This is a genomic window from Streptomyces sp. NPDC048288 (assembly GCF_043201555.1).
Lineage (GTDB): Bacteria > Actinomycetota > Actinomycetes > Streptomycetales > Streptomycetaceae > Streptomyces.
In genome coordinates, this window is sequence record NZ_JBICZD010000001.1 from 1,178,480 (window position 1) to 1,191,016 (window position 12,537).

Annotated in this window: 10 protein-coding genes and 1 pseudogene; 9 read left to right on the forward strand and 2 right to left on the reverse strand. The window is 74.5% G+C overall.

The genetic code is table 11. The features are described from left to right. Positions 1-58 precede the first annotated feature (58 nt). Together pgi and ACGFZS_RS05235 are read left to right on the forward strand one after the other, a co-directional pair. Positions 59-1,714, forward strand: coding sequence for a glucose-6-phosphate isomerase (gene pgi / locus ACGFZS_RS05230; RefSeq protein WP_393793930.1), 1,656 nt, complete (start codon positions 59-61; stop codon positions 1,712-1,714). Positions 1,715-1,837: 123 nt separating this feature from the next. Next, a pseudogene (locus ACGFZS_RS05235) lies at positions 1,838-2,173 on the forward strand (alkanal monooxygenase); the annotation flags it as partial. Positions 2,174-2,243: 70 nt separating this feature from the next. Here ACGFZS_RS05235 and ACGFZS_RS05240 read toward each other — a convergent pair. After that, complete coding sequence (locus tag ACGFZS_RS05240; RefSeq protein WP_393793931.1) at positions 2,244-3,347, reverse strand: prephenate dehydrogenase; 1,104 nt, start codon at positions 3,345-3,347, stop codon at positions 2,244-2,246. 282 nt (positions 3,348-3,629) lie between these two features. Between ACGFZS_RS05240 and ACGFZS_RS05245 the strand changes: the two genes are divergently transcribed. The 7 genes from ACGFZS_RS05245 (at position 3,630) to ACGFZS_RS05275 (ending at position 11,747) form a co-directional block, all read left to right on the forward strand. Next, a complete protein-coding gene (locus ACGFZS_RS05245; protein ID WP_355715317.1) occupies positions 3,630-4,130 on the forward strand; it encodes a flavin reductase family protein in 501 nt (166 codons plus the stop codon). A gap of 132 nt (positions 4,131-4,262) precedes the next feature. After that, a complete protein-coding gene (locus ACGFZS_RS05250; RefSeq protein ID WP_393793932.1) occupies positions 4,263-5,876 on the forward strand; it encodes an FAD-binding oxidoreductase in 1,614 nt (537 codons plus the stop codon). 44 nt (positions 5,877-5,920) lie between these two features. Then, positions 5,921-7,141 carry an acyl-CoA dehydrogenase family protein gene (locus tag ACGFZS_RS05255; RefSeq protein WP_393793933.1) on the forward strand — a complete coding sequence of 407 codons (1,221 nt, stop codon included), beginning with the start codon at positions 5,921-5,923 and terminating at the stop codon, positions 7,139-7,141. Further along, positions 7,138-8,799 (forward strand): AMP-binding protein, encoded by a 1,662-nt coding sequence (locus tag ACGFZS_RS05260; RefSeq protein ID WP_393793934.1) that lies wholly within the window; start codon positions 7,138-7,140, stop codon positions 8,797-8,799. The genes ACGFZS_RS05255 and ACGFZS_RS05260 overlap by 4 nt, the downstream gene beginning before the upstream one ends. Before the next feature lies 1 nt (position 8,800). Next, complete coding sequence (locus tag ACGFZS_RS05265; RefSeq protein ID WP_393793935.1) at positions 8,801-9,394, forward strand: flavin reductase family protein; 594 nt, start codon at positions 8,801-8,803, stop codon at positions 9,392-9,394. A 73-nt stretch (positions 9,395-9,467) separates the two neighbouring features. Next, positions 9,468-10,451, forward strand: a complete 984-nt coding sequence (locus ACGFZS_RS05270; protein WP_393793936.1) for an LLM class flavin-dependent oxidoreductase — start codon at positions 9,468-9,470, stop codon at positions 10,449-10,451. Positions 10,452-10,523: 72 nt separating this feature from the next. Then, positions 10,524-11,747: a styrene monooxygenase/indole monooxygenase family protein gene (locus ACGFZS_RS05275; RefSeq protein ID WP_393793937.1), complete on the forward strand. Its 1,224-nt coding sequence runs from the start codon at positions 10,524-10,526 to the stop codon at positions 11,745-11,747. Positions 11,748-11,788: 41 nt separating this feature from the next. Here the strand turns inward: ACGFZS_RS05275 and ACGFZS_RS05280 are convergent, their stop codons facing one another. Then, complete coding sequence (locus ACGFZS_RS05280; protein ID WP_359222102.1) at positions 11,789-12,418, reverse strand: TetR/AcrR family transcriptional regulator; 630 nt, start codon at positions 12,416-12,418, stop codon at positions 11,789-11,791. Positions 12,419-12,537: the final 119 nt, after the last annotated feature.

A 12,537-nucleotide genomic window follows, 5' to 3' on the forward strand; every position in this document is an offset into this window, starting at 1 on the left:
AACGGCAGCGGCGCAGGCACGCAACAGGACAGGTGCAAGGAAGAAGGCTGAAGTCCGAATGAACGCAGACGGCCGTACCAGGCTCAACCAGACGCCCGAGTGGACCGCGCTCGCCAAGCACCGGGAGGAGCTCGCCGAGACTCATCTGCGGGACCTGTTCGCCGCCGACCCGGGACGCGGCACGGGCTACACCCTCCAGGTCGGCGATCTCCACATCGACTACTCGAAGCACCTGGTCAACGACGAGACGCTGCGGCTGCTGCGCGAGCTGGCCGCCGCCACCGACGTCTTCGGGCTGCGGGACGCCATGTTCCGCGGCGAGAAGATCAACATCACGGAGCAGCGCGCGGTGCTGCACACCGCGCTGCGCGCCCCGCGCGACGCGGTGGTCGAGGTCGACGGCGAGAACGTGGTGCCGCAGGTGCACGCGGTCCTGGACAAGATGGGCGCCTTCGCCGACCGGGTCCGCTCGGGCGAGTGGACCGGCCACACCGGCAGGCGCATCCGGAACGTCGTCAACATCGGCATCGGCGGCTCCGACCTCGGCCCCGCGATGGCCTACGAGGTGCTGCGCAGCTTCACCGACCGCGACCTCACGGTCCGCTTCGTCTCCAACGTGGACGGCGCCGACCTGCACGAGGCCACCCGCGACCTGGACGCGGCGGAGACCCTCTTCATCATCGCCTCCAAGACGTTCACCACCATCGAGACGATCACCAATGCCACCTCGGCCCGCAACTGGGTGCTCGGCGAGCTGAAGGCCGGTCAGGAAGCGGTCGCCAAGCACTTCGTGGCCCTCTCCACCAACGCCGAGAAGGTCGCCGACTTCGGTATCGACACGGCCAACATGTTCGAGTTCTGGGACTGGGTCGGCGGCCGCTACTCCTACGACTCCGCCATCGGTCTCTCCCTGATGATCGCCATCGGCCCGGACCGCTTCCGCGAGATGCTGGACGGCTTCCACCTGGTCGACGAGCACTTCCGCACCGCCCCCGCCGAGGCCAACGTCCCGCTCCTGCTCGGCCTGCTGGGCATCTGGTACGACAACTTCCACGACGCCCAGTCGCACGCGGTGCTGCCGTACAGCCACTACCTCTCCAAGTTCACCGCCTACCTGCAGCAGCTGGACATGGAGTCCAACGGCAAGTACGTGGCGCGGGACGGCAAGGAGGTCGAGTGGACCACCGGCCCGATCGTCTGGGGCACGCCCGGCACCAACGGCCAGCACGCCTACTACCAGTTGATCCACCAGGGCACGAAGCTGATCCCGGCCGACTTCATCGGCTTCGCCGAGCCGGTCGCCGAGCTGAGCGGTGAACTCGGCGCGCAGCACGACCTGCTGATGGCGAACTTCTTCGCCCAGACGCAGGCGCTGGCCTTCGGCAAGACCGCCGAGGAGGTCCGCGCGGAGGGCGTCGCCGAGGAACTGGTCCCGCACAAGACCTTCCAGGGCAACCGCCCGACGACCACGATCCTCGCCAGGGAACTCACCCCGTCGGTCCTCGGCCAGCTCGTCGCCCTGTACGAGCACAAGGTGTTCACCCAGGGCGCGGTCTGGAACATCGACTCCTTCGACCAGTGGGGCGTCGAACTCGGCAAGGTCCTCGCCAAGCGCGTGGAACCGGCGCTGACCGAGGGCGCGGAGGTACCGGGCCTGGACGCGTCGACGAAGGCCCTGGTCGCCAAGTACCGGGAGCTGCGCGGGCGCGACTGACGGCCGGTGCGCGCCGCGGCGGCCGTCCTGGAGGAGGGGCCGCCGCGGTCGTCGGCGCGCGGGACGATCCATCCCGGTCAACTCGCCTACCCGGCAGGGATTTCGCCGGACCGCCGCCGGACCGACGACGCCCGGGAGGCGCGGCGGCAGGCGCTCACCGGCGCGCTCGCCACCATACGGCTGCGCAGCGGCCGGCCGGGGCTCATCCCGACGCCGGAGGAGGCCGAGGCACACGTCTTCACCGAGCGGGAGACGGCCGTCCTCGGCGGCCGGCTCGACAACGCCCTGTACGGCACGGCCGACGAGGTCACGGCGGGCCTGGACGACCTGTGCAAGAGGACCGGCGCCGACGAGCTGATGCCGGCCATGAACTCGCACGGCCCGGACTTCCGGGTCCGGTCCTACGAGCTGGTCTCCGGTGCCTACGGGCTGCCGGACGGCGCGTCCGAAGGCGGCTGACAGCACATCGCGGGGCCCTGGTCCCGCCGCCCGGAGCGGGGGCAGGGCCCTGCGCACGTGTCGGGCGGGATCAGGGGGCGGCGGAGACGGAGACCCGCCAGCCGTCGTCGGCGAGCCTGCGGCGGACGGACTCCGCGGTGATCCGGGATGCGGCCAGGCTCGCCGACAGCTCCGTGGACGCCCCGGACCAGGACAGCCGGATGTCCTGGGCGCCGATGCCGGACTCCTCGGCCGCGTGCAGCAGCCGGTCCACCTCGCCCGGCCGGCCCGCGAGCGGCACCGTCAGCGTCACCGCGCCGACGGTGCCGGCACCGTCCGGCCGGTGCACGGCCGCCCAGCCGTCCCTGCCCCGGGCCAGCAGTTCCCCGAGCGAGGCCAGGGCGTCCTCGGCTCCCTCGGTGCCGGGGGACACCTCCAGCGCGTGCAGGGCCCGGGTGAGCGCCTCCAGGTCCTTCGTCAGGGCTTCCAGGATCTCCACGATGGCCGGGGCGTTGGCCCGGACGATGTCGGTCCACAGCCCTGGGTCGCCGCCCGCGACCCGGATCACGTCCCGGATGCCCCGGCCCGCGAGCCTGACCGCGTCCCCGGACGCGTCGGCCAGTCTCGCCGCCATCAGGGACGCCACCAGATGGGGCGCGTGCGAGACCAGGGCGACCGCACGGTCGTGCGCGTGCGGATCCATCACCACGGGCACGGCCCCGCACAGCGACACGGCGGCCAGCACCCGGTTGAGCGCGCCCGGGCAGGTCTCCGGTCCGGGCGTCAGGATCCACGGACGGTCCTCGAAGAGATCGGCGCGGGCGGCCAGCGGGCCGGAGCGCTCGCTCCCGGCCATCGGATGACCGCCGACGAAACTGCGCGGCTGCGGGGTGCCGTGCGCGACGGCCAGTGCCGTGGGCGCCTTGACGCTCGCCACGTCGGTGTAGGCCCGGGCCAGCCCGCGACGCTGCTGCTCCGCCAGCACCCGGGCGACCGCGCCGGGCGGCACGGCCAGCACGGCGAGGTCGACCGGGCCGTCGGGCGGACCGACCGAACCGGCCCCGCGGGCGGCCGCCACCCGGGCCGCCGACTCGTCCGTGTCGAGCAGGTGCACATGGACGTCGCGGCGGCTCAGCGCGAGGCCGGCGGACGTGCCGATGAGTCCGGTTCCCACCACTGCCGCGGTGCGGATCACTGGTTCCCCCTTCTGCCCGGATCATCCGTGGGCGGGGCGGTGCGCCCCGCCGTGCGCGGGCGCGGCGGTCACCGCCGTACGCCCGCGACCGTCGCAGTGTGACCCGCGGCCGGGGCCCGGCACTCGGCCAGCCGCGCACGGCGAGTGCCGCATCCGCGCATGTCCCGGCTTTCGCGAATGCGACAGAGCACATGCGCGAGCACGGCACCGTGCGTCCGCCGCGGTTCGTACGTTCGTCTGGCCCGGGGCCCGTCCGGGTCCGTACGACGGAGAGGACGCTCAGTGGAACTCGATCTGCGTGCGGTGATGCGGCACTTCGCGACCGGCGTCGGCGTGGTCAGCACCTGGACCGAGGAGCCGGCCGCGCCCGGCGGGCGGCGCCATGACGCCATCACGGTCAACTCGCTGATCCCGGTGTCGTTCGAGCCCCCGCTCGTCGCGCTCTCGCTGCGCCACGGGTCCGCCTTCCTGGCCGACCTGCTGACGGCCAAGGCCTGGGGGGTGTCCATCCTGGCCGCGGCCGGGGCGGACACCGCGCGGACGCTGGCCCGGCCCCGGGAGAACCGGGCCGAGGCGCTGCGCACCCTGCCCGCCGCACCGGGCCGGCACACGGGCGCCCTGCTGCTCGACGGCACCGGCTGGCTGGAGTGCGCGCTGGCCGACTCCTTCACCGTCGGCGACCACCTCATGGTGATCGGCACCGTGCTGGCCACCGGGGTGCGCGCACCCCAGGACCCGCTGGTGTTCCTGCACGGTTCGCTCACCCCGGCCACCGCCGCCTGACCGCCCGCCGCCCGCCGCCTGACCGCCCGCTGGCCGACCCGCTGCTGCCCGGCCGCCGCCCCGCCCGCCCGACCGCCGTCCGACCCACCACCGACCGCACGGCCAGGACCCACACCGTCCAGGGAGACCAGCATGTCCGAACTGTCCACCGCCACAGACAGCCCGGCCGCCGCCCCGCCCACCTCCGGCCCCACCTCCGGCGCCGCCACCGGCCCCGCCTCCGCGTCTGCCTCCGGCTCCGCCACCGGGCGCGGCTCCGGCCCCGCCACCGCGCCCGCCTACGGGTCCGCCGCGTCGCGTGCTGCGCTGGACGCGGCCCGTCGGATCCTGGGCGAGAACCGGGTCGTGGGTGCGGACGGCGATGCCGGGCGGACCCGGCTCCTCGGGCCCAACACCAGCCTGTTCCGCTCCCGCAGGGTCGACGCCGTACTGCGGCCCGCCACCGCCGAGCAGGTCGGCGCGATCGTGGCGCTCTTCTCGCGGGAGCCGGACTCCGGGAGCCTGCACGCCGTCAGCACCGGACGCAACTGGGGCCTGGGCTCCCGCGAACCGGCCCGGGACGACGCCGTGGTGCTGGACCTCGGCGGTCTCGACCGGGTGCGCGCGCTGGACCTGGAGGCCGGCTGGGCCGTCGTAGAACCGGGCGTTACCCAGGGACAGCTGTCCCGGCTGCTCGCCCACACCCCCCGGATGGTCAACGTCACCGTCTCCGCCGCGGCGACCAGCGTCGTGGGCAACGCCCTGGACCGCGGCGTCGGGCTGCGCGGCCAGCGCACCGAGGACCTCGCCGGCCTGGAGGTGGTCCTGCCGGGCGGTGAGACGGTCCGCGTCGGCTGGTGGCCCGCACCCGGGCGCACCGCGCCGGTCTACCCGCACGGGCTCGGCCCCTCCGCGCTGCCGCTGTTCGTGCAGTCCAACCTCGGGGTGGTGACGGCGGCCGTGATCCGGCTGCCCGCCCGGCCCGAGGCGGTGCGCGTGACCCGCCTCGGCTTCCCGGCCCCGGCGCTCGCCGAGGTGACCGACACCGTGCGCCGCTGGGTCGCCCAGGGACTCACCCGGGGCGTCCCGCGGATCTACGACCCGGCCGCCGGGCTCTCCTACGGAGGTACCGAGGGCGAGTACACCGTGCACCTCGCGGTCGACGGCACCGCCGAGTCGGTCGAGGCGCTCACCGGCATCCTGACCGCCGAGGCCCGCCGCTCCGGCCTGTTCACCGAGGTCTCCGCCGCCGAGGGCGTCGACCCCGCCCACCCGAACCACGAGGTGACCCGGCTGGTGGAACGCGCGTACGCCGGCGACCCGGACATCACCGACACGCTCTTCCGGGCCAAGATGGGCGTGGCCGCCGACAAGATCGACACGGCGGCCGGGTTCCTCTTCTTCCTGCCGCTGCTGCCGTTCACCGGCGAGGCGGTCGCCCGTGCCGACCGACTGCTGCGCGAAGCCGCGGCGGCCAGCGGCGTACGGCTCTCGTCCACCCTGCACCTGCTCGGCGCCGACCTCGTCGACTGCGTGGTGGCGATGAAGTTCCCCCACGAGGAGGCGGCGGCCGAGCGGGCCCACCGGGCGCTGGACCTCCTGTACGAGTCCTTCACCGAGGCCGGTTTCACGCCGTACCGGCTGGACGTCGACCACGCGGGACAGCGGGACGCGCTGGCCGTGGACACCGCGGCCGTGGCCCTCGTCCGTCGGCTCAAGGCCGTGCTCGACCCCAACAACGCCATCGCTCCGGGGCGTTACCGCTGACCGTGGAACGCCACCGGACCCGAGTGAGACAGGGGACTTCGCAGATGACCACATCACAGGCGGCCGCCGTCAGGCGCCCCGCCACCTCCCGGCCCGTCACGCCCGTCACGGCGGAGGAACTGTTCCGCAGGGCCGAGGACCTCGTCCCGGTGCTGCGGGCCGCCGCCGAGGACATCGAACGGGCCCGTCGGCTGCCGGCCGCGGTGGTCGAACAGCTCCGCGACGCCGGGGTCTTCCGGATGGGCGTGCCGGCCGAGAGGGGCGGGCCGGGGCTCGACTCCGTCCAGCAGACGGAAGTCGTGGAGATCCTCGCCCGCGGGGACGCCTCCGCCGCGTGGTGCGCCATGATCGGCATGGACACGCCGTTGTACGCCCAGTTCCTGCCCGAGTCCGTCGCCCGTGACGAGCTGGGCGACCCGGACATCGTCACCGCCGGCCTGATCCTGCCCCTGGGCCGGGCGGACCGGGTGCCGGGCGGCTACCGGGTCACCGGGCGCTGGCAGTTCGGCAGTGGCATCACCCACGCCGACTGGGTGGTGGCCGGCTGCTTCGTCCACCGGGACGGCCGGCCGGAACCCGGACCGGAGGGGGCACCGGGGCACTGGCGCATCATGCTGGCGCGCCGCGAGGAGTTCGAGATCCTCGACACCTGGCACACCACCGGGCTGGCCGGCAGCGGTAGTTGCGACTACCAGGCCCAGGACCTGTTCGTACCGGAAGAGCACACCTTCAGCCTGGGCCACCCCCGCACCCCTGGGCCGCACGCGACCCCCGAGGCCATCCTGCGCAACATGCCCGGAGTGCCCCTCGGCGTGGCCCGGGCCGCCCTGGACCATGTGCGCGAACTCGCCGCCGGCCGCACCGACCGGGCCACCGACACGCCCTGGGCGGACACCTACCGGGTGCAACTGGCCGTCGCCGAGTCCGAGATGGAACTGGGCGCGGCCCGGCACGCGGTCTACGGCAGCCTGCGCAGGCAGGCGCAGCTCATCGACGCGGGCGGCGAACTCGGCCGCGACGACCGGGTGGACACCGTCCTCGCCCGGGTCAACGCGTTCCGGGTGGCCCGCACCATCGTCGGCCGGCTGTACGACCTGGTGGCGACCACGGCCGTCTACCGCCCGTCGCCGCTGGACCGCTGGCTGCGCGACCTGACCACGATGCGCCAGCACGTCATCGCCCAGGACCAGGTGCTCCAGTCGGCCGGCGCCCACCTCCTCGGCGGCACCCCGCACAACCCCTTCAGCCTCGGCATCGTGGCATGACCACCCACTCGCCCACCGGCCACTCGCCCACCGGGCCCCCACCCCCGGACGCCCCGGCGGTGTTGCACGGCGGGGAGTTGCCCGGGGCGTCGGTCGGCACGCTGGGGGAGGTGCTGGAGCGGGCCGCGCGTGGTGCGCGCGGTGTGGTGCTGGTGGACGGGGAGGGCGTCCCGACGAGCCGGTCCTACCGCTCGCTGTACGAGGACGCGGACCGGGTCCGCGCGGGACTGGCCGCCGCCGGGGCCCGGCCGGGGTCACGGGTGATCCTGCGGACGTCGGGCTCCGCGGAGCTGCTCACCGCCTTCTGGGCGTGTGTGCTCGGCGGACTGGTCCCGCTGCCGGTGCCGTTCGGTACCCCGGCGGACCGGCTCGCCGAGGCCGTCGACGCGGTGGGGGAGGCGTGGCTGGTGGGTGACGGCCTCCCGGCGGGGCCGCCGCCGAGAGTACGCCCGGCCGGCCCGGTGAGCGCGCTGCGGGCGGCCGGCCCCGGGACGCTCCCCCCGGTCGCCGCCCGGCCCGACGACCTGGCCGTGCTCACGCTCACCTCGGGCAGCGGCGGCCGGCCCAAGGCGGTAGCGCTGACCCACCGCCACCTCATCGCCCGAGCCCAGGGCACGGCCCTCGCCCGCGGCCTCGACGAGCGCACGCGGAGCCTGAACTGGATGCCGCTCGACCACGTCAGCGGGATCGTCATGTTCCATGTGCGCGACGTCTTCCTCGGCTGCCACCAGGTGCACGCCGACACCGCGTGGGTCCGGGCCGACCCGCTGCGCTGGCTGGACCTCGCCTCCGCCGGACGGATCGACACCACCTGGGCGCCGAACCCCGCCTTCGCGCTCGTCACCGACCGGCTGGACCGGCTGGACCGGCGACCGCACCGCGACTGGGACCTGAGCCGGCTGCGTTACGTCATGAACGGGGGCGCGCCGGTCAAGGACCGGGTGGTCCGCCGGTTCGTCGCGGCGCTCGCTCCGTACGGCCTGCCGCCCGGCGCGGTGCATCCCGGCTGGGGCATGCCGGAGACCGCCTCGGGGGTGGTCGACAGCGTCTTCCGTCCCGGCGACGGCCCACCGCGGCGGTTCGTGCCGGTGGGTGTTCCGCATCCCGGGGTCTCCGTGCGGGTCGTGGACGAACAGGACCGGGTGCTGCCGGCCGGCCGGGTGGGCCGGCTCCAGGTGACCGGCGCACCGGTGGTCCGCGCCTACCTCGACGGCGGCCGCGTGCGGCCGGCCCCGCACTCCGCCGACGGCTGGCTGGTCACCGACGACCTCGCCCTCGTGGCCGACGGCGAGCTGGTGGTGACCGGCCGGGCCGACGGACTCGTCCGGCTGGCCGGGGCCGCCTGGTACGGCCACGAGATCGAGGACGCGGTCGAGGAACTGGCGTGTGTGCTGCCGGCCTCGGCGGTCGCCCGCCCCGTCGCCGACGGCCTGGCGGTGTTCTTCCGCGCCCGGCCGGGGACCGCGCCGGGCCGGGCGGAGCGGCTGGTGCGGGAGCGGCTGCGCGGCCGGTTCGGGGCCGACGCGGCCCGGGTGGAGGCACTGGCGGAGGACGACGAACTGCCCAGGACGGCCACCGGCAAGCTCCGCCGGTCGGTGCTGGCTGCCCGGCTGCCCGGTGCCCGGCCCCGGCCGCGGCACCCCGAACGAGAGGCCTGACGTGTCCCTGGACCTGAGCGCGACGATGCGCACGTTCGCCACCGGGCTCACCGTCGTGACGACCTTCGCGGAGCCGGAGACGGCACCGGAGACGGCACCGGAGACGGAGACGGCGCCGGAGGCAGAGGCAGAGGCAGCGGCAGCGGCAGCCGCACCGGCGGGGACGGCGAACCCGGCGGGCGGCGGACGGCGCCACGACGCGGTGGTGGTGCGTTCCTTCACCTCCGTCTCCCTGGATCCGCCGCTGGTCTCCCTGGCCGTCCGCCGCGACTCCGACGTCCTCACCACGCTGCTCGCGACCGGGCTCTGGGCCGTGTCGATTCTCGACGTGGCCGGTGTGGATCTGGCGCAGGCGCTGGAGGGCGACCGGGAGACCCGGGCCCGAGCCCTGCTGACCTGCGCGACCTCACCCGGACCCGGTACCGGGGCGCTGGTCCTGGACGCCCCCGGCTGGCTGGAGTGCCGCCTGTACGACCGGCATGACACCGGCGACCACACCGTGCTCATCGGCGAGGTGCTGGCCACCGGAGGCCGGCACCGGCGCCCCCCGCTGGTCTCCGTCAACGGCGCCCTGCGCGCCCTCTCCGAGGCCTGACCCGCCGCCGTACACCGACCCGATCCCATCTGATCCCACTCGATCCCGTCCGATCCGACCCCCAGGAGGAACCGTGAAATTCGGCATCTGGCTCGACTTCCGCAACCCCGAGCGCTGGCGGCGGCCCTGGGCCGAGGTGTACGAGGAGAACCTCACGCTGGCGACCGAGGCCGAGGAGCTGGGCTTCGAGTCCGTCTGGCTCTCCGAGCACCATCTGACCGACGACGGCTACCTGCCCTCCCTCTTCCCGGTGCTGGCCGCCATCGCCGCCCGCACCAGCCGGGTCCGGCTGGGCACCGCGATGCTGCTGGCGAGCCTCACCCATCCGCTGCGGCTCGCCGAGGACGCGGCCGTCACCGACCTGCTGGCCGGCGGCCGGCTGGAGCTGGGCCTGGCGCCCGGCTACCGCGAGAAGGAGTTCGAGGCCCTCGGCGTGGGGCGGGCCGAGCGCGGCGCCCGCACCGAGGAGACGGTCGAGATCCTGCGCCGGGCCTGGGACGGGAAGCCGTTCTCCTACACCGGCCGGCACTTCAGCGTCGACGACGTCGTGGTCACCCCGGTGCCCGACCGTCATCCGCCGCTGTGGATCGGCGGCGGTGGCAAGGCCGCCGCGCTGCGGGCGGGCCGGCACGGCCTGCGGTTCCTGCCCGACCTCGGCACCCCGCCGGAGATCCTCGACCTGTACCGGCGCACCCTCGCCGAACACGGCCACGACCCCGCGCGCTTCGGCGTCACGGCCATCGTCACCCCCGGCGTGTATGTCTGCGAGGACGCCGAGGAGGGCTGGCAGGAGATCAAGGAGCACTACTGGTACCTGCTGAACAAGTTCCAGGAGTGGTTCGGCAACCCCGGCCTGCCGTCCGTGGACGACCTGCCGCGCGACCTGTTCCTGGTGGGTCCGCCCGACGCCGTCGCGCAGGGGCTGCGCGACCGGGTCAAGCCGCTGGGCGACGTGGAGCGGGTCCTCTTCTTCGGGCGGGCGCCCGGCCTGCCCGCCGACCGGGCCCGCCGCTCGCTGCGCCTCTTCGCCGAGCACGTCGTCCCGCAGTTCGGGTGAGGCGGCGGCGCCCGTCGCCGCGGCCCGCCCATTCCCTCGTACGGCCTCCCCTCACGAAGGAGCACCAGCACCATGCCAGACATCGCCATCGTCGGCGCCGGCGTATCCGGCCTGCACCTGGCCCTGCGGCTGCAGCAGGCCGGGGTGAGCACCACGGTCTACGCCGAGCGCGCTCCCGAGGAGGTCGCCGCGGGCCGCCCGCTCAGCCTCCCGGTGCGCTTCGGGCACACCGTCCGGCGCGAGCGGGAGCTGGGCGTCGCGCACTGGGACCAGCCGGAGAACCACACCCTCGGCGTGCGTCTGGTCGCGCCCGGCGACCCGGACATCCACTTCCTCGGCCGTCTCGACGAGCCCGCGAGCGGCGTGGACCTGCGGCTCTACCTGCCCCGTCTGACCGCCGACTACCTGGAGCGCGGTGGCCGCCTGGAGCTGCTGGTGCCGGACGCGGCCGAGATCGACCGGGTCTCCCGCGACCACGACCTGGTCGTGGTCGCGAGCGGGCGCGCCGCGCGCACGGGACTGTTCCCGCGGGACCCGGAGCGATCGCCGTACGCCGGGCCGCAGCGGATCCTGACCGCCGGTCTCTTCCACGGCATAGCGCCCGTCGAACCGGGCCACATCCACTTCCAGGTCTCCGAGGCCGGGGAGATCTTCTCCACCAGGATCCTCACCGCCGACGGCCCGGTGCACGGCATGGTGGTGGAGGCCCTGCCCGGCGGCCCGCTGGAGCAGCCGGCCTCCTACGACCACCTCGGCGACCCGGCCGGCTTCGTGAAGACGCTGCTCGGGCTGGTCGGCGAGTACGCGCCCCAGCTGCGCGAGCGCATCACCGACAGCGAGTTCGGGATCGTCCGCCCCGGTGACGTGATCCAGGGCGGCCTCACCCCGACGGTGCGCCGCGGCTGGACCACGCTGCCCTCCGGCCGGCCGGCCCTGGCCCTCGGGGACGCCTGGGTGCTCAACGACCCGCTGACCGGGCAGGGCGCCAACCTCGGCTCGCGGTGCGCCTTCGAGCTGGCCGGGCTGATCGCGGCGGGCGGGCCGTTCGACACCGCGTTCGCCGAGCGGGCGAGCGAGCTGCTGTGGCGGATCGCCGAGCCGGTCGTCGCCTGGTCCAACCTCAACATCGGCCCGCCGCCGGAGCACCTGGGCGGCATCTTCGTGACCGCCACCGGCGACCAGCGGGTGGCGGACGCGTTCGTCACCAACTTCAACCACCCGGCGGACATGTGGGAGGCCATCAGGTCGCCCGAGGCCACCGGGGCCTGGCTGGAGCGCGTCACGGGCGCGGCCTGAGCCGGCCTGAGCCGGCCCGGGTCCCGGTCGGCCGGACTCCCTCAAGGCGCCGGCGAGGCGCCGACGAGGGGGCCGGCCGGCGCGTTCCAGGCGCCCATCGCCATGTCCACGAGCTCGTGCAGCTGAGCGCGCTCCGCCCCGTCGCGGGCCTGGATCGACAGGCCGTTGAGGAACGTGGCGTAGAACGCGGCGATGCGGTCCGTGTCCGTGTCCGGGGCCAGCTCCCCGGCGTCCCGGGCGCCGTCCAGCCGCTCCTTGATCATGTCCTTGGTGCGGGCGCGGCAGCGCAGCGCGAAGTCGCGCACCGACTCGTGGTCCTCGGTGCAGTTGGTGGCGGCGAGCACGATCATGCAGCCGCGCGGCCGGTCCTGCATGGTGAACCGGTCGGCGCTCGTGTGCAGCAGCGCGGCGACGGCGTCGCGGGCGGTTGCCGCGGCGTCCATCTCCCGGCGCGAGGCCTGCGACTCGGTGCGTTCATAGAGTCCGATGGCCTCCCTGAACAGCTCTTCCTTGTTCTTGAACGCGGCATACAGGCTGGGCGGGTTGATGCCCATGGCGGCACTGAGGTCGGTGGTCGAGGTGGTCGCGTAACCACGCTCCCAGAAGACCAGCATGGCGGTGTGCAGTGCCGCGTCCCGGTCGAAGGCGCGGGGGCGCCCGGTGCGGGCCACTTGACCTCCTTGACGGCGGATCAGCCGATCGTTAGCTTCATCTGTAGAGGTTAGTACAGAAGTCGTGTCGCCCACAGTCCCTGGCGGGAGCGGGCGTACGGCCACTTCGTCCTGCGTCG

Excerpts from the sequence above, each read along its gene's own strand:
- ACGFZS_RS05255 (WP_393793933.1), top strand. The coding sequence starts at position 5,921 with ATGACCACATCACAGGCGGCCGCCGTCAGGCGCCCCGCCACCTCCCGG.
- ACGFZS_RS05275 (WP_393793937.1), top strand. The coding sequence starts at position 10,524 with ATGCCAGACATCGCCATCGTCGGCGCCGGCGTATCCGGCCTGCACCTG.
- pgi (WP_393793930.1), top strand. The coding sequence starts at position 59 with ATGAACGCAGACGGCCGTACCAGGCTCAACCAGACGCCCGAGTGGACC.
- ACGFZS_RS05250 (WP_393793932.1), top strand. The coding sequence starts at position 4,263 with ATGTCCGAACTGTCCACCGCCACAGACAGCCCGGCCGCCGCCCCGCCC.
- ACGFZS_RS05260 (WP_393793934.1), top strand. The coding sequence starts at position 7,138 with ATGACCACCCACTCGCCCACCGGCCACTCGCCCACCGGGCCCCCACCC.